Genomic DNA, 21,301 nt, shown 5'->3' on the forward strand with positions numbered 1-21,301 from the left:
GTTCGAGTGATCGCTAGAATTGCGCACTTTTTGATCAGAGGCGCACCAAGCGCCCAGTCAGTGCCTCGGCCAGTCGCCCGGGCAACCCTACGCCGAGGTTAGTCAATGTCCACCGTCACCACGTCTGCCGCCCCCAAGGTCGGCTTTGTCAGCCTCGGTTGCCCGAAGGCTCTGGTCGATTCCGAACGCATCCTTACCCAGCTGCGCATGGAAGGCTATCAGGTCGTGCCGACCTACGAAGACGCCGACGTCGTGGTGGTCAACACCTGTGGGTTCATCGATAGCGCCAAGGCCGAATCCCTGGACACCATCGGTGAAGCCCTGGCGGAAAACGGCAAGGTCATCGTCACCGGCTGCATGGGCGTGGACGAAAGCGTCATCCGCAACGTGCATCCCAGCGTACTCGCCGTGACCGGTCCGCAGCAGTATGAGCAAGTGCTCAACGCCGTCCACGATGCCGCACCGCCCAAGCTTGATCACAACCCGCTGATCGATCTGGTGCCGCCGCAGGGGATCAAGCTGACTCCGCGCCATTACGCTTATCTGAAGATTTCCGAAGGCTGTAACCACAGCTGCAGTTTCTGCATCATCCCGTCGATGCGCGGCAAGCTGGTCAGCCGTCCGGTGGGTGACGTGCTCGACGAAGCCCAGCGCCTGGTCAAGGCTGGCGTGCAGGAGCTGCTGGTGATCTCCCAGGACACCAGCGCCTACGGCGTCGACATCAAGTACCGCACCGGTTTCTGGAACGGCCAGCCGGTCAAGACGCGCATGACCGAGCTTTGCCAGGCACTGAGCTCGCTGGGCGTGTGGGTGCGCCTGCACTACGTCTACCCTTATCCGCACGTCGACGAGATCATCCCGTTGATGGCCGAGGGCAAGATCCTGCCGTACCTGGACATCCCGTTCCAGCACGCCAGCCCGAAAATCCTCAAGCTGATGAAGCGCCCGGCCTTCGAAGACAAGACCCTGGCGCGCATCAAGAACTGGCGCGAACAGTGCCCGGACCTGATCATCCGTTCGACCTTCATCGTCGGCTTCCCCGGTGAAACCGAAGAAGACTTCCAGTACCTGCTGGACTGGCTGACCGAAGCGCAACTCGATCGCGTCGGCTGCTTCCAGTATTCGCCGGTCGAAGGCGCGCCAGCCAATCTCCTGGACGCGCCGGTCGTGCCGGACGACGTCAAACAGGAACGCTGGGATCGCTTCATGGCGCACCAGCAGGCCATCAGCGCCGCGCGCCTGCAGCTGAAGATCGGCAAGGAAATCGAAGTGCTGATCGATGAAGTAGACGAGCAGGGTTTCGTTGGTCGCTCGTTCTTCGATGCACCGGAAATCGACGGTAACGTGTTCGTCGAAAGCGATCGTGACCTCAAGCCTGGCGACAAGATCATGTGCCGCGTGGTCGATGCCGATGAATACGACCTGTGGGCTGAGCCGGTCTGACGTCCGGCCGTTCCCGCAGCAAAACAACCCCGCCCTTCAAACGGCGGGGTTTGTTTTTTCTGGCTATCGTTTGTAGTTCAGGACAACGAAAAAACAGGAGAAGAGGCGACATGACCCACCACTCGGTCATTTACCTGCCCAAGCCGCACGACTACGCCGAGTTGACCCGGGTCTGGGAAGCATCGGTTCGGGCGACCCATGATTTTCTCCCGGACAACTACATCACCCTGCTCAGAAATCTCTTGCAGACCCAGTATCTGGGCGCCGTGAACCTGTTTTGCACGCGCGACTCGCACCTGCACATCACCGGTTTCGCCGGCACGACGCCGGGTAAGCTGGAGATGCTGTTCATCGCTCCTGATTACCGTGGCATGGGCCTGGGCAAGAAGCTGCTGGACTATGCCATCGAAAACTTCCAGGTAACCGAGCTGGACGTCAACGAGCAAAACCCGCAAGCGCTCGGATTTTATCAAAAGCAGGGATTTGAAACCGTAGGTCGCGCCGAAATGGACGGCCTGGGCAGGCCATACCCGATGTTGCGGATGCGAATAAAAAACCCGAGCTAATCATCTGTAGGAGTGAGCTTGCTCGCGATTGCAGTGTGCCAGTCACTTTATCTGTACCAGACATAAGGCAATCGCGAGCAAGCTCGCTCCTACAAAAAATAGAGTCGCCCGCGAATCTGGCGCTGGGTTGCGTTATCGCTTCAAACTCTCCAGCAACACCTTATTGAACTGCTGAGGGTCCTGAATCTGCGGGGCATGTCCCAACCCTGCAAACTCGACCAGAGTGGCCTGGGGGATGCGCCGGGCCGCAGCCTTGCCCAGCTCCGGATAGTTGCCCAGCGTCTTGCGCAGCGCCTCAGGCGCGGCGTCCTTGGCGATGGCGGTGTTGTCCTTCTGGCCGATCAACAGCACCGTCGGCATCTTCAACTTCTCGAAGTCGTAAAACACCGGTTGATTGAAGATCATCCCGTACGTCTGCGCGGAGGCCCGGGCGACTTCTTCATTGCCCTTGCCGTTGAACATGCCCGCCTGCATATCGACCCAATGATCGAATTCAGGCCGCCACTCATTGGCGTAGTAGGTCGACTGCTGGTATTTACGGATGCTCTGGGCGTTGGTCTTGAGTTCGCGAGCGTACCAGTCGTCGAAGCTGCGATCAGGCACTCCCTTGGCTTTCCAGTCCTCAAGACCGATGGGATTGACCAGCAGCAACTGATCGACCTGATCGGGGTACATCAACGCGAAACGCGTCGCCAGCATGCCACCCATGGAATGACCGACCACGGTGACATGATCGATGCCAAGGCGGGTCAGCAAGGCCTTGGTGTTCTGCGCCAGTTGCTCGAAGCTGTACTTATAGTCCGCCGGTTTGCTGGAGCGGCAGAAACCGATCTGGTCAGGCGCCACTACTCGATAGCCTGCCCCCGTCAGCGCCTTGATGCTGCCCTCCCAGGTCGCGCCACAGAAGTTCTTGCCATGCAGCATCAGCACGCTGCGGCCGTTGGCTGTACCTGTCGGCTTGATGTCGATGTAACCCATCTGCACCGGCGCGCCCTGGGACTGAAAACTGAAGCTCTGCGCCGGGAACGGATAGTCGAACCCCTCAAGCTGCGGCCCATAAGACGGGGTCGGTGCCGCCATCAGTGGCAAGCTGACACTCATCAGCAACGCGGGTAACCATCTGCTCATTAAAAGGCTCCAGACAAAGTGGGATTCAAGAGCAGACCTGTGCCGCCCCCGTAAAAATCCCCCGAATGGACGCTCATTCGCCAGGCATTTTCAATGTTGCCGCGATTAACGGTGTTTGCATGGGTACAATAGGCGCCTTTCCTTTCTGTTACGGCTTTTCTCATGACTGACCCCATTCGCCTTTCCAAACGCCTAATCGAGCTGGTCGGTTGCTCCCGCAGGGAGGCCGAGCTGTTCATCGAAGGCGGCTGGGTCACGGTGGACGGCGTTGTCGTCGACGAGCCACAGTTCAAGGTCGATAACCAGACGGTCGTCCTGAGCCCGGAAGCCAAAGCCATCACCCCGGAATCGGTGACGATCCTGTTCAACGTGCCCGCCGGTATGAGCCCGGAAAAGGCCCTGGCGTTGATCACACCCGAGACCTTGTCGGCGGAACACGCCTTCGGCAAGCGGCCGCTCAAGGGTCACTTTCTGCGCCTGGAGGCGATTTCCACGCTGCAAGCCAATGCCAGCGGCCTGATGGTGTTCAGCCAGGACTGGAAAATCCTGCGCAAGCTGACCGACGATCGCAGCAAGATCGAACAGGAATACGTGGTCGAGATCGATGGTGACATGGTCGCCCACGGCCTCAACCGTCTGAACCATGGCCTGATGTACAAAGGCAAGGAGCTGCCCAAGGTCAAGGCCAGCTGGCAGAACGAAACCCGCCTGCGCTTCGCCATGAAGAACCCGCAGCCGGGCGTCATCGCGCTGATGTGCGAAGCAGTCGGGCTCAAGGTGGTCTCCGTGCGGCGTATTCGTGTCGGCGGCGTCTCCATCGGCAAGGTGCCCGAAGGCCAATGGCGCTACATGACCGACAAAGAAAAGTTCTAAGCCCTTTTTCAGCGCCGCGCCCGATGTAGCGCGCGCTCACACCCGATTGATCAGGACACCCGCATCATGATGAACAATGACGTACTGCGTAGCATTCGCTACATGCTCGATATCAGCGACACCAAGGTGGTGGACATCATCAAGCTTGGCGGCCTGGACGTGACCAAGGCGCAGATCATGGCCTACATGAAGAAAGACGAAGAAGAAGGCTTCGAGCCGTGCAGCGACGAGGTCATGGCTTACTTCCTGGACGGCCTGGTGTTCTTCAAGCGTGGCAAGGACGACAGCCGTCCGCAGCTGGCGGTCGAATTGCCGATCACCAACAATATCGTGCTGAAAAAATTGCGGGTCGCCTTCGAACTCAAGGAAGACGACATGCATGGGATCCTCAAGGCTGCGGAGTTCCCGGTGTCCAAGCCAGAACTGAGCGCCCTGTTCCGCAAGGCCGGCCACAACAACTACCGTCCATGCGGCGACCAGTTGCTGCGCAACTTCCTGCGCGGCCTGACCTTGCGCGTTCGCGGCTGAGCGCTGCCGGTCATCCGATGAATCAGCCCCTTCGATGAGCCAGAGCTACAGCGTCTCCCCTATCGGCTTCGTGCGTTCCTGCTTCAAGGAAAAGTTCGCCATTCCGCGTCAGCCACAGTTAGCCCCCGCGGCTCGCGGCGTGCTGGAGCTGGTAGCGCCGTTCGACCAGGGCGACGCCGTGCAGGGGCTGGAGCAGGTCAGCCATGTCTGGCTGTTGTTTGTCTTCCATCAAGCGCTGGAAGCCAAGCCACGCCTGAAAGTGCGCCCTCCTCGCCTGGGCGGCAACCAGTCGATGGGCGTGTTCGCCACCCGCGCGACCCATCGGCCCAACGGTATCGGTCAGTCAGTGGTCAAGCTGGAGAAAGTCGAAGCCGGTCGCCTGTGGCTGTCGGGGATCGATTTGCTCGACGGCACGCCAGTGCTCGACATCAAGCCCTACGTGCCCTACGCCGACGCGATTGCCGACGCCAGCAATCACATGGCCGCCGCCGCGCCCGCACTGATTCCCGTGCAATGGGCCGCAGCAGCGCTGTCCCAGGCGCGAGAGCATGGTTTGCGGCTTGCCGAGCCACTGGTTGAGCTGATCGAACAATGTCTGGCTCAGGATCCACGCCCCGCCTATCAGGTACCAACGCCCGAGCGCCGCTATGGCGCGCAGTTCTGGGATCTGGATGTGCGCTGGCATTACCCGCAAGCAGGGACGATTCGGGTGCTTGAGGTCGTTCCAGCGGCCAACTGATCGCTGAGACCCTGGTGCCTGTTGAGTATCCGACATCAAAGCCCTGGCAATCGGTTTTGCCGCCGGTGGTGATTTCAAGAACGCGGCTGGCAAGCCGGACACCTACATCGGTGTGCAATGGCTCGGAGATTGATCGTACCCACAAAAAAACCGCCTGGACCGTGACCTCCAGGCGGCTTTTTTCAGACCCCAAGTGGCTGGGGCCTGTACTGACTTATTCGCGGACAAATCCACCCACACAGTCAATGTGCGAGCGGTTCATCCACGATTGGGTCGATCCGGGCCTGCCTTGGCGCAGGGCCAACAGGTTATTTCTCGACGAATGCACGCTCGATCAGGTAGTCACCCGGCTCACGCATGCGTGGCGAAACAGTCAGGCCGAAGCTGTTCAACACTTCGCTGGTTTCGTCGAGCATGCTCGGGCTGCCGCACAGCATGGCGCGGTCGTCCTGCGGGTTGATCGGCGGCAGACCGATATCGCTGAACAGCTTGCCGCTGCGCATCAGGTCGGTCAGGCGGCCTTCGTTTTCGAACGGCTCGCGGGTAACGGTTGGGTAGTAGATCAGCTTGTCGCGCAGCGACTCGCCGAAGAATTCGTTCTGTGGCAGGTGCTCGGTGATGAATTCGCGGTAAGCGACTTCGTTCACGTAACGCACGCCGTGGCACAGGATGACCTTCTCGAAACGCTCGTAGGTTTCCGGGTCCTGGATGACACTCATGAAAGGTGCCAGACCGGTACCGGTGCTGAGCAGGTACAGGTGTTTGCCAGGCTTGAGGTCGTCCAGCACCAGGGTACCGGTAGGCTTCTTGCTGATGATGATCTCATCGCCTTCCTTCAGGTGCTGCAGCTGCGAGGTCAGCGGGCCGTCAGGCACCTTGATGCTGAAGAACTCCAGATGCTCTTCCCAGTTGGGGCTGGCAATGGAGTAGGCACGCATGAGCGGGCGCCCGTTTGGCTGCTGCAGACCGATCATGACGAACTGACCGTTCTCGAAGCGCAGGCCTGGATCACGGGTGCACTTGAAACTGAAGAGGGTGTCGTTCCAGTGATGAACGCTGAGGACACGCTCGTGATTCATGTTGCTCATGGTACGTGGGAACTCCTGAAAATTGCCTGCGCCAGTCAAAGCGCCATTGCGCGATATTCTAGTGGCAAGCACAATATCTGTTAACTGAATTATCAAGATATAGGTTATCGGTTATATAGATATGCGATTTACTCTCCGTCAACTGCAAGTCTTCGTCGCTGTGGCCCAACAGGAAAGCGTTTCCCGCGCTGCCGTGCAGCTGTCGTTATCGCAATCTGCCGCCAGCACCTCCATCACCGAGCTGGAACGACAATCGAGCTGCCAGCTGTTCGACCGGGCCGGAAAACGCCTGAGCCTGAATGCCACCGGGCGTCAGCTGTTGCCGCAGGCCGTCGCCCTGCTCGACCAGGCCAAGGAGATCGAAGACCTGCTCAACGGCAAGTCTGGCTTCGGCTCGCTGGCGGTTGGTGCCACGCTGACCATCGGTAACTACCTGGCGACGCTGCTGATCGGCAGCTTCATGCAACGCCACCCCGAAAGCCAAGTGAAGCTGCATGTGCAGAACACGGCCAATATCGTGCAGCAAGTGGCGCATTACGAAATCGATTTGGGCTTGATCGAGGGCGATTGCAGCCACCCTGATATAGAAGTGCAAACCTGGGTCGAAGACGAGTTGGTGGTGTTTTGCGCGCCGCAACACCGACTGGCCGCCAAGGGTCACGCGACGTTGGCGCAATTGACCCAGGAGGCCTGGATTCTGCGGGAACAGGGGTCAGGCACGCGGTTGACCTTCGATCAGGCCATGCGTCACCACCTCAATAGCCTCAATGTGCGTCTGGAGCTGGAGCACACCGAGGCGATCAAACGCGCCGTTGAGTCGGGCCTGGGGATTGGCTGTATTTCTCGTCTGGCCCTGCGCGATGCCTTCCGCCGGGGCAGCCTGGTGGCCGTGGAGACCCCTGAGCTGGATCTGGTGCGCCAGTTTTACTTCATCTGGCATAAACAGAAATACCAGACGTCGGCCATTCGTGAGTTTCTCGACCTGTGCCGTTCATTTACCGCAGGCGTGCGTCGCAGCGATGAAATCGTGCTGCCCAGCATCGCCTGACCGTCTCAGGTTGCAACAGGGCAACTACGCACCCTTCTAGCAACACGGCTTGCTGGCGGCGGCGCCCTCAGGATCGCTACCGCCGGCAAGCCGGACTGCTACCCGAATGTCGAGGGTCAGCCGAGCAGGATCAGACCCCAGACCACCGCGATCATGGTCAACGCCACGAACTGGGCGGCACTGCCCATGTCCTTGGCGTTCTTGGAGAGTGGGTGTCGGTCCAGCGATATGCGATCGATCGCCGCTTCAATGGCCGAGTTGAGCAATTCCACGATCAGTGCCAGCAGGCACACGGCAATAAGCATCGCCCGCTCGCCCCGACTGACGTGGAACAGGAACGACAGCGGGATCAGAATGACATTGAGCAGCACCAGCTGACGAAACGCCGCCTCACCTTTGAAGGCTGCGGTCAGGCCGTCCAGTGAATAACCAGATGCATTAAGGATACGTTTAAGGCCGGTTTGACCTTTGAAAGGCGACGTCATAGGGGCAACTACTGCTCGATAAAAGACGGTGGAGGCTAGTTTAGCGGCGGTCAAAAAAGTGTGAAGCACACCCGCCCCAAGCCATGATGGAAACCCGGCACAACCGCATCAGGTCGACGGAATCGACTCGAGCTGTTGCAGCAGCAGTGCCGCCTGAGTGCGCGTTCGTACGCCGAGTTTGCGGAAAATCGCGGTCACGTGGGCCTTGATCGTCGCTTCCGAGACGCTTAGCTCGTAAGCGATCTGCTTGTTGAGCAAGCCTTCACAGACCATGGTCAACACGCGAAACTGCTGAGGTGTGAGGCTGGCCAGTCCTTCGCTTGCCGCCCTGGCTTCCGGCGAGACGCTGACGGGCTCATTGACCTGCGGCGGCCACCAGACGTCACCGTCGAGCACCGTGCGCACGGCCTGCTGGATGATTTCCAGGGAGCTGGACTTGGGAATGAAACCGCTGGCGCCGAATTCCTTGGACTTGACCACCACGGCCGCTTCTTCCTGCGCCGAGACCATTACCACTGGAACCTGTGGGTACTGGCCACGCAACAGCACGAGCCCGGAGAAGCCGTATGCACCGGGCATATTGAGGTCCAGCAGCACCAGGTCCCAATCGCCTTTTTCGGTCAGACGCGCCTCAAGCTCAGCGATACTTTCCGCTTCAACCAACCGCGCGTCAGCGCCCAGCCCCAAGGTCAAGGCTTGACGCAGGGCGCTACGGAACAAGGGGTGGTCATCGGCGATCAGGATTTCGTAGGTCATTTCATGATCCTGTTTATAAGTGAGAGCCGACGGATTCAGCCCTCACGATGGCACTGTGAAATGCCAGCCTGTATACGCTGCGCCAATACGGCGCATCAACGCTGAAAACAGACAGAGCACGGCGTTGCAGCATGCGTGCGGCGCCAAGGATGCCCAGCCAGGCCGGGGTGGTCAAGTTTGGCGCTTTGCGGCACAGTGCGCGGCCCTGATTATTGCGAGTGCCATCATGCGACAACACGCCCTGCGAGCGGACTTGCTCATGCTGCTGACCGCGATCATCTGGGGCACAGGATTCGTTGCGCAGACCGCCGGGATGGATCATATCGGCCCCTATCTTTATTCAGGGCTGCGCTTTGCTCTGGGCTCCGTCTGCCTGCTACCGCTGGTGCTGCGTCGTCCGGCGAGCGGCCCGCCACCCGAGCCATTATTGACCCGCGGCCTGCTGCAGGGCGGTATGGTGATGGGCGTTGCGCTGGCATTGGGTATCAACCTGCAGCAAGTCGGGCTGCTATTTACCAGTGTCACCCACTCGGGCTTCATCACCGGCCTGTACGTGATTGTAGTTCCGCTTCTGGGGCTGTTCATGGGTCACAAGACCGGCCTCGGGACTTGGCTGGGATGCCTGCTGGCGGTGATCGGCATGTTTCTGCTGAGCGTGGGCGACAACTCTCAGGTGGCGTCCGGCGACTGGCTGCAGCTGATCGGCGCCTTCGTGTGGGGCGCGCATGTGATTCTGGTCGGGTTGTTCGCCAGCCGTCACGATCCCATCCGCCTGGCGTTTCTTCAGTTTGTCACCTGCTCGGTGATCAGTATGGTCCTGGCGCTGATCTTCGAACCCATCGAGATCAGCGCCATTAGCGCCGCCGGTCCTGCCTTGCTGTACGGCGGGCTGATTGCCGTCGGCATCGGCTACACCCTGCAGGTCGTAGCGCAAAAACATGCGATTGCCTCCCATGCCGCGATCATTTTTTCGTTGGAGGCGGTTTTCGCCGCGATCGCCGGCGCGTGGCTGCTGGGTGAGGCATTGCAGCTTAAAGGCTATATGGGTTGCGCATTGATGCTAGCGGGAATGCTGCTGGCGCAGCTGTGGCCGAGGAAGGCGCAAACAGCACATTGATTTCTGACCTGTAGCAGCCGGCTTGCCGGCGGTGGCGAATGTCCGGACGCCGCCGCCGGCAAGCCGGACTGTTACAGGATTCAGAAGGCCGTTTAGATAAATGCCTTCAGAAAGCTGTGCGGCGCATCGTCCGGATCGATCGGCCGCTGATACTTCGCACCCAGATAATGAGCGCTGAACACGTCCAGATACGCATCCAGCACGCCGCCAGCCTGCTGATCATCCGCCAATTCCAGACACAACGCCGCCACTTCAGCCGTACAGAAATGGTCATCGCGTTTGGAACGACGCAGGCGATAGCGCGACATCTGTTCGGGCACCAGACTCAACACCGGCAAATGATCCAGATACGGGCTCTTGCGAAACATCTTGCGCGCTTCTGGCCACGTGGCATCGAGCAGAATGAACAGTGGCCGCTTGCCCTGCTCCAGCTTGACCTCGGTCACGACGCGTTCGGCCGCGACGAACTCACCAGGAAACACGATATACGGTTGCCATTGCGGGTCATTGAGCAAGGCTGGCAGCTTCTCGTCCACCTCGGTTCGCGACCAGGTGAATGCCTCCGTGTCCTTGATCACATCGGCGATAAGCCAGCCGGTATTGGTAGGCTTGAGCGGCTCGGTGTCGTACATCAACAGGCACACGGCGGACCTGGCCGCAACGGTAGGTTTCCAGGCGCACAGGCAATAGCTTTCGATCACCCTGCACCCTGGACAGCGCGGCGCACGCGAGCCGCGGGCGATGAAGGGCTTGGTGCTGCGGGCCAGGCGTTCAGCGCGCAGACGCGAGACAGCATGGCTCATGAGGCTAACCGCCCAGATATCGACAGTGGGTGGCAGAAGGTCGGCAGCACGATGAACATCCGGCATGAAAAAAGTCGGCGCAGTCTACCAGAGCGTCGGGTTCTCTGGTGTCCATCAAGGCGACTCACCTATACTGGCCGGCCTTCAAAGCCTTACGTCACCCGTGAACGCCAGCGGATGTCGCCGGTCCAACGACGTTCACTGCCCCAGGAGAATCCAATGCTGCGTTTCATCGCCCCCGCCCTCACGCTTTTGCTCATCGCTCCGCTTTGCGCCAATGCGGCGTCCAAACAGGATTACGAACTGAACAAAGAGCTCGAAAAAGTAGCGGCGTCGAGCAATGTCGGAAAGCCCAATGCGATCAGCGAAGACATCCTCGACGAGGGCTATACCGTCGATGGCAGAATGCTGATCAATCATCTGAGCGTGCAATCCGGTCAGGCCGCACAGATGCGTGAAAACCCGGATCTGGTAGGCCGTCAGTTGGGCACCAGCGTATGCCGCAACACGGGCTATCGTCAGCTGATGGGCAAAGGGGCAATCCTGCGTTACGAATTCAAGGAATACAAAACCGGCAAGCTGATTACCACGCAGCAAATCACCGCAGCCGATTGCGCAGCCAAGGCGCCCGCCAAGAAAAAGTAACCTCGCCCTCTGGCAGGCCGCGCGCCGTTGCTAACCCTCGGCGCGTGACTGCATGCCTCGCGCCGGGTGATTTCCAGTTCTCCCCTCCCAGGTTTGCGCCACAAAGACTGATTGCCAGCGTTCGGGTTTCGGGCACATCATCAAACCACTGCTGTTGCGCACAGCCAAATTCGCTTCATCCTCTCAGGCAAACGGGGAGTGCCTGCCATCATCGTGATCCTCAACGTTCTTATTTCAACCCAAGGACATAGGCAGAATCAGCGTGGCGTCGATCAGTCGCCATCCCGTTCCTGACCAATCGCCAGAGATGGGCTATCAGCAGCGACGCAAGAAGCGTCGTGATCTTGTTGCCGTAGACAGGGTCGAGATTCTGCAAAAGGAGAAAGTTTGCATGCCTTACGTACCTAATGATTCGCTCTCTCGCCATTTCCAGAGCAGCGGCATCGACCTTGGCGCCAAGGTTGAAGAACAACTCAGTCTGGTCGCCCCCAACAGCCCAAACCTTGCGTTGTACCGTGACATGATGCTGACCGTCCTGCGCATGGCTCAAGACGATCGCAATCGCTGGAACGCCAAGATCACCCTGCAGGCACTACGGGAACTGGACAACGCTTTTCGCGTCCTCGAGCAGTTCAAGGGCCGTCGCAAGGTCACGGTTTTCGGCTCGGCTCGCACCCCTGTCGAACACCCGGTGTACGCCCTGGCCCGGGAACTGGGCATGAAACTGGCCGCCTCCGACCTGATGGTCATCACCGGGGCTGGCGGCGGAATCATGGCAGCCGCCCATGAGGGCGCAGGCCTGGACTACAGCCTGGGATTCAACATTACCCTCCCGTTCGAGCAACACGCCAATGCGACCGTCGATGGCACTGGCAACCTGCTGCCTTTCCACTTTTTCTTTACCCGCAAGCTGTTCTTCGTCAAGGAAGCCGACGCACTTGTGCTCTGCCCTGGGGGCTTCGGTACGCTGGATGAGGCACTGGAAGTTCTGACATTGATTCAGACTGGCAAGAGCCCGCTGGTGCCAATCGTATTACTGGATGCACCGGGCGGCACATTCTGGGAGGGCGCGCTGGCGTTCATCAAGAACGAACTGGAAGCCAATCACTACATTCTGCCCAGCGACATGAATCTGCTCAAACTGGTATACAGCGCGGACGAAGCAGTCGCCGAGATCAACCAGTTCTACAGCAACTTCCATTCAAGCCGCTGGCTCAAGAATACGTTTGTGATACGAATGCACCACGCACTCAGTGAGGACGCCCTGGCCCATATGCATGAAGCATTTGCTGACTTGCGTCTGAGCGATGACTTCCATCAGCACGGCTATCAAGACGAACATGACGAGGCGCAGTTCAGCCACCTTACGCGGCTGGCCTTCAAATTCACCGGCCGAAACCATGGCCGTCTGCGAGAGCTGGTGAATTACATCAATCTGAGCGACAACTGGGCCGAGCCGCCGCAGGACCAGCCAACCCGGGACCGCGGACAGTTGCAGGCGAATTGATCTTTTGTGAGCGTGCAAACTACCTGTAGCAATACGGCTTGTCGGCGGTTGCGGGGTGTGTCAGCCACATCTCTGTAGCTGATACCTCGTAACCGCCGACAAGCCGTACAGGGAGTTGTGCTGTGCAGGATTAGTCGTCGTAGCCTTTACCGCTCAACAGTCGCCCAATCATCTCGGGCGGGTAGCCGCGATAACTCAGAAAGCGCATCTGCTGACCTCGCTCGCGAGCTTCCTTGGGCAGTTGTCCGGCGAACTTGCGCTGCCAACACTCTTCAAGCTTTTCTCGCCAGTCGATGCCGCACTCTCGTAGCGCCAGCTCGATATCGGCACGTTGCAAGCCCCGCTGCCCCAGCTCTTCGCGGATCCGCAAAGGGCCGTATCCCGAACGAGCGCGGTAGGAAACAAAACTTTCGAGATAACGGGATTCGCAAAGCAAACCCTCTTCCGTCAGACGGTCGAGGGCGGCTTCGATCAATTCAGGTGGTGCACCGCGCTGACGCAATTTACGCGTAAGCTCAACACGACCGTGCTCGCGACGTGCGAGCAGGTCCATTGCGGTACGCCGTACAGCGACGGGCGTATCAAGCTCTACGGGCATGGCTGGTTGCAGATCAGAGATCGGCGTCAGCTTCGACTTCCGCTACATCATCTTCGGCAACGCGAGACGATTGGGCTTTGACATCAGGTTTTGCAGCCAGCAGTTTTTCGCGGATCTGTTTCTCCAGGGTCGCACCGATTTCCGGATTGTCCTGCAGGAACTTGGCCGAGTTGGCCTTACCCTGACCGATCTTGCTGCCCTGATAGCTGTACCAGGCACCGGACTTCTCCAGCAGACCGTGCAGCACGCCCAGGTCGATGATTTCGCCGTTGCGATAGATACCCTTGCCGTACAGAATCTGGAACTCGGCCTGACGGAACGGAGGCGCTACTTTGTTTTTCACGACCTTGACGCGGGTTTCACTGCCGACGACCTCGTCGCCTTCCTTCACCGCGCCGGTGCGGCGGATGTCCAGACGCACCGAGGCGTAGAATTTCAGCGCGTTACCACCGGTGGTGGTTTCCGGGCTGCCGAACATGACGCCGATCTTCATGCGGATCTGGTTGATGAAGATGACCAGGCAGTTGGCGTTCTTGATATTACCGGTGATTTTACGCAGGGCCTGAGACATCAGGCGCGCTTGCAGGCCGACGTGCATGTCGCCCATCTCGCCTTCGATTTCAGCTTTTGGTACCAGAGCGGCCACGGAGTCGACGACGATGACGTCGATGGCATTGGAGCGCACCAGCATGTCGGTGATTTCCAGAGCTTGCTCGCCGGTATCCGGTTGCGAGACCAGCAGGTCGTCGACATTGACGCCCAATTTGCCAGCGTACTCGGGATCGAGGGCGTGCTCGGCGTCGACAAACGCACAGGTGGCGCCCATCTTTTGAGCTTCAGCGATGACCGAAAGGGTCAGCGTGGTTTTACCGGAAGACTCAGGACCGTAGATTTCAACGATCCGGCCTTTTGGCAGGCCGCCGATACCCAGTGCGATATCGAGACCCAACGAGCCGGTGGAGATAGCAGGAATAGCCTGGCGGTCATGGTCACCCATGCGCATCACGGCGCCTTTGCCGAACTGACGCTCGATCTGACCCAAGGCCGCAGCCAAGGCTTTCTTCTTGTTGTCGTCCATTGAAGTCCTCTCGTAATCGGTTAGGCCTGACGGCCGATATAACTGTATAAGTAGCCAGTATTATTCCACAGGGTTGCGCGCTCGCCTACCCCCGATTTGGTATTTCTCCGCGTGCGAGCTGGATCAGCCCCTCTAGGGCGGCCTTGACCGTTTGTCGGCGTACCGCGTCGCGGTCACCGGCAAACAGAAAGCGCTGGGCAATCAGCTGTTCTGCGGCGGCCCAGCAGATCCAGACGGTACCGACAGGTTTGTCCACGGAACCACCGTCAGGTCCGGCGACGCCGCTGACGGCGACAGCGAACCGTGCGCTGCTGTTGACCTGAGCGCCACGTGCCATGGCTTCGACCACTTCCCGGCTGACCGCGCCCACCGCGTCGAACAATTGCGGCGGGACCGCCAATTGTCGGGTTTTCTGCCGATTGGAATAGGTGACATAACCGGCCTCGAACCAGCTCGAACTGCCAGGGATGCGCGTGACGGCCTCTGCAATGCCGCCACCGGTACAGGATTCAGCGGTCGACAGCTGGGCGCTGGAAGCCAGAAGCAACTGGCCGAGCGTCGCTGCCAACTGAGTGATGTCATCCACAGGAAAGTGCTCCACTGACGGCTTGGCAAAGCTCATACGCTACACGAGCCGGTCTGGGGTGCAAGTGCGGCGGACGTCTCATTCGCCACTGCAGCGTCTGTCGCAGCCGCTACGGGCTGATCTGCTTTCGGGCAAGGTTTCCTGACGGTTTCCACGATGCTTTCACGAGGCCGCAGCCTGGCCTCGGCGAGGGTGATAAAGCGTCCATTGGTGGCGTCCCGCGCGCGTTTACGTCTCATGGCAAAGTCCTTTTAAGATGCCTGCCCAAGCTCGGCAGGCGACTTCGACAGGGTAGACAGCTGCGATCGATAAATGTGGGCTCAGAAACCTGTCGTGACGAATACGTCAGTCCTGCGGCCCATGGGCGTGCGTGGTAACCTTGCGCCCATCGCAAAAGCAATCGGATCCGACGTCGGCCCACGTAGGTGGTGTTCCACCCGGTACTCTGCACTTGCCTCAATCTCCCAACGAATTTGCCTGAATAACTGATGAACAAAGCAATTTCCGATCTCTCCTCGCACACCCCCATGATGCAGCAGTACTGGAAACTGAAGAATCAGCATCCAGACCAGTTGATGTTCTATCGCATGGGCGACTTCTACGAAATCTTCTACGAAGACGCCAAAAAGGCGGCCAAGCTGCTGGACATCACCCTGACCGCCAGGGGTCAATCGGCCGGGCAGAGCATTCCCATGTGCGGCATTCCCTATCATGCGGCAGAGGGGTATCTGGCCAAACTGGTTAAGCTGGGCGAATCGGTGGTGATCTGCGAGCAGATTGGCGATCCGGCGACCAGCAAGGGACCGGTTGAACGCCAGGTGGTGCGCATCATCACGCCCGGTACGGTGAGTGACGAGGCGTTGCTCGATGAGCGGCGCGACAACCTGATCGCTGCCGTGCTGGGCGATGAAAGACTGTTCGGGCTGGCGGTGCTGGACATCACCAGTGGCAATTTCACCGTCCAGGAGATCAAGGGCTGGGAAAACCTGCTGGCTGAACTTGAGCGCATCAACCCGGTTGAACTGCTGATCCCCGACGACTGGCCGCAAGGTCTGCCGGCGGAAAAGCGCCGTGGCTCGCGCCGTCGCGCGCCCTGGGATTTCGAGCGCGATTCGGCGCACAAGAGTCTGTGCCAGCAGTTCTCCACCCAGGATCTCAAAGGCTTTGGCTGCGAGACCCTGACCCTGGCGATCGGTGCCGCTGGTTGCCTGTTGGGCTATGCCAAGGAAACCCAGCGCACCGCCCTGCCCCATTTGCGCAGCCTGCGTCATGAGCGTATGGACGACACGGTGATCCTGGACGGCGCCAGTCGCCGCAATCTGGAACTGGACACCAACCTGGCTGGCGGCCGCGACAACACCCTGCAGTCGGTCATGGATCGCTGCCAGACCGCGATGGCCACGCGCCTGCTGACTCGCTGGCTGAATCGGCCGCTGCGCGACCTCAAGGTGCTGCAGGCACGCCAGGAGTCCATCGGCTGCTTCCTCGAGCGCTACCGCTTCGAGCAATTGCAACCCCAGCTCAAGGAGATTGGCGACCTGGAGCGCATCCTTGCGCGCATCGGCCTGCGCAATGCCCGCCCGCGCGACCTGGCGCGGCTGCGTGATGCCTTGAGCGCGCTGCCCGAACTGCAACGGGCGCTGGCCGAACTCGACGCCCCGCATATCCAGCAACTGGCCAACGCCGCCAGCACCTACCCCAAGCTTGCCGACCTGCTGGAACGGGCGATTATCGATAACCCGCCTGCGGTCATTCGCGACGGTGGCGTATTGAAAACCGGTTATGACGGCGAACTCGACGAGCTGCTGTCGCTGAGTGAAAACGCCGGCCAGTTCCTGATCGACCTGGAGGCCCGCGAGAAAGCCCGCACCGGCCTTTCCAACCTGAAGGTGGGTTACAACCGCGTTCACGGCTACTTCATCGAGCTGCCGAGCCGGCAGGCCGAACAGGCGCCTGCCGACTACATACGCCGCCAGACACTCAAAGGCGCGGAGCGCTTCATCACCCCCGAGCTCAAGGAGTTCGAGGACAAGGCGTTGTCGGCCAAGAGCCGCGCGCTGGCGCGGGAGAAAATGCTTTACGAAGCGTTGCTCGAAGACCTGATCGGTCATCTGGCACCATTGCAGGACACCGCCGCAGCGCTGGCCGAACTGGATGTGTTGAGCAACCTGGCCGAGCGCGCGCTGAACCTGGACCTGAACCGCCCACGCTTTACCGACGAACCCTGCATGCGGATCGAGCAAGGTCGCCACCCGGTGGTCGAACAGGTGCTGTCATCGCCCTTCGTGGCCAACGATCTGGACCTGCACGACAACACCCGCATGCTGGTGATCACCGGTCCGAACATGGGCGGTAAATCCACCTATATGCGTCAGACCGCATTGATTGTCCTGCTGGCCCACATCGGCAGCTTCGTTCCAGCGGCCAGCTGCGAGCTTTCACTGGTGGACCGGATCTTCACCCGGATCGGCTCCAGTGATGACCTGGCAGGCGGGCGTTCGACTTTCATGGTGGAAATGAGCGAAACGGCGAACATTCTGCACAACGCCACGGACAAGAGCCTGGTGCTGATGGATGAAGTCGGGCGCGGGACCAGCACTTTCGACGGACTGTCGCTGGCCTGGGCTGCGGCAGAATGTCTCGCCCAGCTTCGCGCCTACACCCTGTTTGCCACGCATTACTTCGAGTTGACCGTACTGCCGGAAAGCGAGCCGCTGGTGGCCAATGTGCACCTCAATGCGACCGAGCATAATGAGCGCATCGTGTTCCTGCATCGGGTCCTGCCAGGCCCCGCGAGTCAGAGCTATGGCTTGGCGGTTGCCCAGCTGGCCGGGGTTCCGGGCAAGGTAATCACACGCGCCAGGGAACACTTGCAGCGGCTTGAAACCACCAGCCTGCCCCACGAACAGCCCAAGTCCAAGCCCGGCAGACCGCCGGTGCCAATGCAAAGCGATATGTTCGCCAGCCTGCCGCACCCGGTGCTGGACGAGTTGTCGAACCTGAAAGTCGACGATCTGACGCCGCGTCAGGCGCTGGAGTTGTTGTATTCGATGCAAACACGCATCTGACGTGAATCGTAACAAGCTGCTAGAATCCCGCGCGGTTTGGGACGCTGTGAGCTTTTAGCCTGGCTTCACAGATAATCCGAGCCGCGTTTGAACGCAGCGAACCAGGGTCGGGCGACGCAGCGCAAGTCACCTTGCCTGCCGCGCTGTTCGACACAAGCTGAGTTTTCACGGCCCGGGGGACTTCCCGAACCTGGCAAGCCTGATTGAATGGCCTTGCTACCGCCGCCTGAGGAGAGAATTAGAAATGACCTTCGTCGTCACCGACAACTGCATCAAGTGCAAGTACACCGACTGCGTAGAAGTGTGTCCGGTGGACTGCTTTTACGAAGGCCCGAACTTCCTGGTGATTCACCCGGATGAGTGCATCGATTGCGCGCTGTGCGAGCCTGAATGCCCCGCCAACGCCATCTTCTCGGAAGATGAGGTGCCGGCCGGCATGGAGAACTTCATCGAGCTGAACGCCGAGCTGGCGGATGTCTGGCCCAACATCACCGAGCGTAAGGATGCGCTGCCGGATGCTAAAGAGTGGGATGGCAAGTCTGGCAAGATCGCTGACCTGGAACGCTAAGCTCCAACGCGGCATCTGTGAAAGGCCCTACGGGGTCTTTTTGCATTTTTGCGGGTAGCGACCTGTAGGGTCAGCTGTTTTCTGCAGACGAAAAAAGGGGCGGTTTGACCCGCCCACATTTTTTCCATATTCCCTTTAATCCTTTTCATCATCCTGATGAATCGCATCCTGCGATGTCCCTGCAGCAGTCATCCTTGACCGCCTGTGCCAATCCCTTGGCACAGTTCTGATCTTAGTGATTTACAGAGCTTGCGCAACACCCCTGAGTTTTCAAGAAAATACAGGGAGGTTTCAGCGATCAAAATAAAAGCTATTGAAATCATAAGGATGGACAAACGCCAACACCGATCCGAGGTCGACGCCCTCAACAAATAGTGTGATCGCTGACAGCCCGCGTAAGAAAACTCGCACAACTAAAGTAAGTCGGCCCTACATGGGAGTTTTATATTAAATTCAACATACATGTAGGAATATCCAAAACGTTTTGCATGAAAACACTTTGAATCCTGGACATTAAAAAGCCCCGAATATCGGGGCTATTAGATGATGCTAGTTGGCCACCAAGTTGCGCGGCCAGCCAGAAACCCTACTGAAACAATGACTCGCTCGACAAGCCGTTCTTTTCAAGAATCTCCCGAAGGCGCTTCAGGCCTTCGACCTGGATCTGCCTCACCCGCTCCCTGGTCAGACCGATCTCCAGCCCTACATCTTCCAGGGTGCTGCTCTCATGACCACGCAAGCCGAAGCGGCGTACGACCACTTCGCGTTGCTTGTCGGTCAGCTCAGACAGCCACTGGTCGATGCTCTGCGACAGATCATCGTCTTGCAACAGTTCACAGGGGTCGGTAGGACGATCGTCAGTGAGCGTATCAAGCAGCGTCTTGTCCGAGTCAGGCCCCAGGGACACATCGACGGAAGACACTCGCTCGTTGAGCCCGAGCATGCGCTTGACTTCACCGACCGGCTTCTCGAGCAGGTTGGCAATCTCTTCGGGGGAGGGTTCGTGATCGAGCTTCTGGGTCAGTTCACGCGCAGCGCGCAGATAGACATTGAGCTCCTTGACCACATGAATCGGCAGGCGGATGGTCCGGGTCTGATTCATGATTGCGCGTTCGATGGTCTGACGAATCCACCACGTCGCGTATGTGGAGAAGCGGAAGCCACGTTCCGGATCGAATTTTTCGACCGCACGAATCAGGCCAAGGTTGCCCTCTTCGATCAGGTCCAGCAATGACAGGCCACGATTGACGTAGCGACGGGCGATTTTCACCACCAGGCGCAGGTTGCTCTCAATCATGCGTTTACGGCCCGCGGGATCACCGCTTTGCGACAGTCGCGCAAAGTGGACTTCTTCTTCCGGGGACAGCAATGGGGAAAAACCGATCTCATTGAGATACAGCTGCGTGGCATCCAGTGCCCGCGTGTAGTCGATGTACTTGTGCTGCTTGAGTGCTGTGGAGTTTTTGGTCTTCGCACGAACAGAAGGTGCAGCTGGCTTCTCATCCGTTGCAGAATCCAGAACGATCCCGGGCTCCATCAGGAGAACCTCGTCGTCTATGTCAAACTCCGGCACTTCTTTGTTGAGAGCCATTGTTATAGTCCTTTGGTGAGTTCGACCTCAAGCTCCAGTGGCGCCTTTTTCCTTGGCATCACTTGAGCCTGTCCCCTCTACGCCAGGAACAGGCTGGTAACCGATCAACGACGTGGCAAAAATTCCAGTGGATCAACAGGCTTACCCTGACGGCGAATCTCGAAATGCAGTTTCACCCGGTCAGTCCCTGTGGACCCCATCTCGGCAATTGTCTGCCCTGCCTTGACCTGCTGCCCCTCCCGAACCAAGAGCCTGCGGTTATGACCGTAAGCACTTACGTAGGTATCGCTGTGCTTGATGATTACTAACTCGCCGTAGCCCCGTAAACCACTCCCGGCGTAGACCACTGAACCATCAGACGCGGCCAAAACAGGCTGTCCCAAATCCCCGGCGATATCAATTCCTTTATTCAAACTACCGTTTGAAGAAAACTTGCCTATCAAAACACCGCTCGTTGGCCACGCCCAACCGCTCGCCGAACGTGCTCCGGCCACTACAGGTGTATTGACCGGAGCGGTAGTCGGCGTCGTCGCAGGCGCTGCCACGGTGCCGGCAGCTACCCCCACAGGCCGGGTGATGACGGTGGTCTTGAGAGAGCCCGAAGGCGAGCTGGCGCTGCTGGTTGTAGACTGCGGGACGACCACGGGCGCAGCCGCCACGGCACTGGACGCCGAACTGGAACGCCCGTCGAAACGAATCGCCTGACCGACGTGAATGGTGAAAGGCTCGGGAATATTGTTTCGAGCGGCGAGCGCCTTCCAGTCCCATCCGTAACGGAATGCGATGGAGAACAACGTGTCGCCACGCTTGACGACGTATTGACCGGTAGTCACCGGTTGCCGGGTAGGGGCTGCCGGCTTGCCGCCATTGCGATCGACAACACGAACGCCGCCCGATGGTGCGGAGGAGCAGCCGACCAGAAGGACACTCAGGGCAATGCCAATCACCAGACGTTGAAAACTTGTTGAAGACCTACGCTGCCGAATGACTGTGAGACTCACCCGCCACTCCCTTTACTGGTGACTGAATTAAAGCTGCCCATTGTGTCTTGATCATGACAGGCAGCCATGGAAAAACTGGTTTCGA

At 59.1% G+C, this 21,301-nt stretch carries 21 protein-coding genes; 11 read left to right on the forward strand and 10 right to left on the reverse strand.

From position 1 onward, the window contains the following. The first annotated feature begins 105 nt into the window (after window positions 1-105). The gene (rimO, locus tag ACI2KS_RS01990; RefSeq protein ID WP_404616713.1) at window positions 106-1,443 is read left to right on the forward strand and encodes a 30S ribosomal protein S12 methylthiotransferase RimO; all 1,338 of its coding nucleotides are present in this window, start codon (window positions 106-108) and stop codon (window positions 1,441-1,443) included. 110 nt (window positions 1,444-1,553) lie between these two features. Then, window positions 1,554-2,009: a GNAT family N-acetyltransferase gene (locus ACI2KS_RS01995; protein WP_404616714.1), complete on the forward strand. Its 456-nt coding sequence runs from the start codon at window positions 1,554-1,556 to the stop codon at window positions 2,007-2,009. Between the two features lie 132 nt (window positions 2,010-2,141). On the opposite strand, the gene ACI2KS_RS02000 is transcribed toward ACI2KS_RS01995, so the two are convergent. Beyond that, the gene (locus tag ACI2KS_RS02000) at window positions 2,142-3,137 is read right to left on the reverse strand and encodes an alpha/beta fold hydrolase (protein WP_404616715.1); all 996 of its coding nucleotides are present in this window, start codon (window positions 3,135-3,137) and stop codon (window positions 2,142-2,144) included. Window positions 3,138-3,299: 162 nt separating this feature from the next. Here ACI2KS_RS02000 and ACI2KS_RS02005 point away from each other — a divergent pair, with 162 nt between their 5' ends. The 3 genes from ACI2KS_RS02005 to tsaA all read left to right on the forward strand — a co-directional run bounded on the left by ACI2KS_RS02005 (window position 3,300) and on the right by tsaA (window position 5,277). Beyond that, window positions 3,300-4,010 (forward strand): rRNA pseudouridine synthase, encoded by a 711-nt coding sequence (locus ACI2KS_RS02005; protein WP_404616716.1) that lies wholly within the window; start codon window positions 3,300-3,302, stop codon window positions 4,008-4,010. Between the two features lie 66 nt (window positions 4,011-4,076). Continuing rightward, a complete protein-coding gene (locus ACI2KS_RS02010; RefSeq protein ID WP_404616717.1) occupies window positions 4,077-4,538 on the forward strand; it encodes a DUF1456 family protein in 462 nt (153 codons plus the stop codon). A 34-nt stretch (window positions 4,539-4,572) separates the two neighbouring features. After that, window positions 4,573-5,277 carry a tRNA (N6-threonylcarbamoyladenosine(37)-N6)-methyltransferase TrmO gene (tsaA, locus tag ACI2KS_RS02015; RefSeq protein WP_404616718.1) on the forward strand — a complete coding sequence of 235 codons (705 nt, stop codon included), beginning with the start codon at window positions 4,573-4,575 and terminating at the stop codon, window positions 5,275-5,277. Between the two features lie 308 nt (window positions 5,278-5,585). On the opposite strand, the gene fpr is transcribed toward tsaA, so the two are convergent. Beyond that, a complete protein-coding gene (gene fpr, locus ACI2KS_RS02020; RefSeq protein ID WP_005616041.1) occupies window positions 5,586-6,365 on the reverse strand; it encodes a ferredoxin-NADP reductase in 780 nt (259 codons plus the stop codon). A 121-nt stretch (window positions 6,366-6,486) separates the two neighbouring features. Between fpr and ACI2KS_RS02025 the strand changes: the two genes are divergently transcribed. Beyond that, window positions 6,487-7,413 carry a LysR family transcriptional regulator gene (locus tag ACI2KS_RS02025; RefSeq protein WP_404616719.1) on the forward strand — a complete coding sequence of 309 codons (927 nt, stop codon included), beginning with the start codon at window positions 6,487-6,489 and terminating at the stop codon, window positions 7,411-7,413. Window positions 7,414-7,529: 116 nt separating this feature from the next. Here ACI2KS_RS02025 and ACI2KS_RS02030 read toward each other — a convergent pair whose 3' ends face one another. Both ACI2KS_RS02030 and erdR read right to left on the reverse strand, forming a co-directional pair. Then, window positions 7,530-7,898, reverse strand: coding sequence for a diacylglycerol kinase (locus ACI2KS_RS02030; protein ID WP_404616720.1), 369 nt, complete (start codon window positions 7,896-7,898; stop codon window positions 7,530-7,532). Between the two features lie 108 nt (window positions 7,899-8,006). Further along, entirely contained in the window at window positions 8,007-8,654 is a 648-nt protein-coding gene (gene erdR / locus ACI2KS_RS02035; protein WP_404616721.1) for a response regulator transcription factor ErdR, read from the reverse strand. A 226-nt stretch (window positions 8,655-8,880) separates the two neighbouring features. Between erdR and ACI2KS_RS02040 the strand changes: the two genes are divergently transcribed. Further along, window positions 8,881-9,771, forward strand: coding sequence for a DMT family transporter (locus tag ACI2KS_RS02040; protein ID WP_404616722.1), 891 nt, complete (start codon window positions 8,881-8,883; stop codon window positions 9,769-9,771). A 92-nt stretch (window positions 9,772-9,863) separates the two neighbouring features. Here the strand turns inward: ACI2KS_RS02040 and ACI2KS_RS02045 are convergent, their stop codons facing one another. Further along, the gene (locus ACI2KS_RS02045; RefSeq protein WP_404616723.1) at window positions 9,864-10,574 is read right to left on the reverse strand and encodes a tRNA-uridine aminocarboxypropyltransferase; all 711 of its coding nucleotides are present in this window, start codon (window positions 10,572-10,574) and stop codon (window positions 9,864-9,866) included. 219 nt (window positions 10,575-10,793) lie between these two features. On the opposite strand from ACI2KS_RS02045, the gene ACI2KS_RS02050 reads away from it, so the two are divergent. Together ACI2KS_RS02050 and ACI2KS_RS02055 are read left to right on the forward strand one after the other, a co-directional pair. Then, complete coding sequence (locus ACI2KS_RS02050) at window positions 10,794-11,219, forward strand: PA3611 family quorum-sensing-regulated virulence factor (protein WP_404617241.1); 426 nt, start codon at window positions 10,794-10,796, stop codon at window positions 11,217-11,219. 391 nt (window positions 11,220-11,610) lie between these two features. Next, on the forward strand, window positions 11,611-12,726 hold the full coding sequence (locus tag ACI2KS_RS02055; protein WP_404616724.1) for an LOG family protein: 1,116 nt from the start codon (window positions 11,611-11,613) through the stop codon (window positions 12,724-12,726). A 130-nt stretch (window positions 12,727-12,856) separates the two neighbouring features. Here the strand turns inward: ACI2KS_RS02055 and recX are convergent, their stop codons facing one another. The 3 genes from recX to ACI2KS_RS02070 form a co-directional block, all read right to left on the reverse strand. After that, window positions 12,857-13,324 carry a recombination regulator RecX gene (recX, locus tag ACI2KS_RS02060; RefSeq protein ID WP_404616725.1) on the reverse strand — a complete coding sequence of 156 codons (468 nt, stop codon included), beginning with the start codon at window positions 13,322-13,324 and terminating at the stop codon, window positions 12,857-12,859. Window positions 13,325-13,337: 13 nt separating this feature from the next. Next, entirely contained in the window at window positions 13,338-14,402 is a 1,065-nt protein-coding gene (gene recA, locus ACI2KS_RS02065; RefSeq protein ID WP_404616726.1) for a recombinase RecA, read from the reverse strand. An 85-nt stretch (window positions 14,403-14,487) separates the two neighbouring features. After that, the gene (locus tag ACI2KS_RS02070) at window positions 14,488-15,024 is read right to left on the reverse strand and encodes a CinA family protein (RefSeq protein ID WP_404616727.1); all 537 of its coding nucleotides are present in this window, start codon (window positions 15,022-15,024) and stop codon (window positions 14,488-14,490) included. Window positions 15,025-15,488: 464 nt separating this feature from the next. Here ACI2KS_RS02070 and mutS point away from each other — a divergent pair, with 464 nt between their 5' ends. After that, window positions 15,489-18,056 (forward strand): DNA mismatch repair protein MutS, encoded by a 2,568-nt coding sequence (gene mutS / locus ACI2KS_RS02075; protein WP_404617243.1) that lies wholly within the window; start codon window positions 15,489-15,491, stop codon window positions 18,054-18,056. A 244-nt stretch (window positions 18,057-18,300) separates the two neighbouring features. Next, the gene (gene fdxA, locus ACI2KS_RS02080; RefSeq protein WP_404616728.1) at window positions 18,301-18,624 is read left to right on the forward strand and encodes a ferredoxin FdxA; all 324 of its coding nucleotides are present in this window, start codon (window positions 18,301-18,303) and stop codon (window positions 18,622-18,624) included. A 586-nt stretch (window positions 18,625-19,210) separates the two neighbouring features. Here fdxA and rpoS read toward each other — a convergent pair. Further along, window positions 19,211-20,215 (reverse strand): RNA polymerase sigma factor RpoS, encoded by a 1,005-nt coding sequence (gene rpoS, locus ACI2KS_RS02085; RefSeq protein ID WP_404616729.1) that lies wholly within the window; start codon window positions 20,213-20,215, stop codon window positions 19,211-19,213. A gap of 104 nt (window positions 20,216-20,319) precedes the next feature. Further along, entirely contained in the window at window positions 20,320-21,216 is an 897-nt protein-coding gene (locus ACI2KS_RS02090) for a peptidoglycan DD-metalloendopeptidase family protein (RefSeq protein WP_404616730.1), read from the reverse strand. Window positions 21,217-21,301 lie beyond the last annotated feature (85 nt).

It is taken from the genome of Pseudomonas sp. NPDC087358, from assembly GCF_044900785.1.
Lineage (GTDB): Bacteria > Pseudomonadota > Gammaproteobacteria > Pseudomonadales > Pseudomonadaceae > Aquipseudomonas.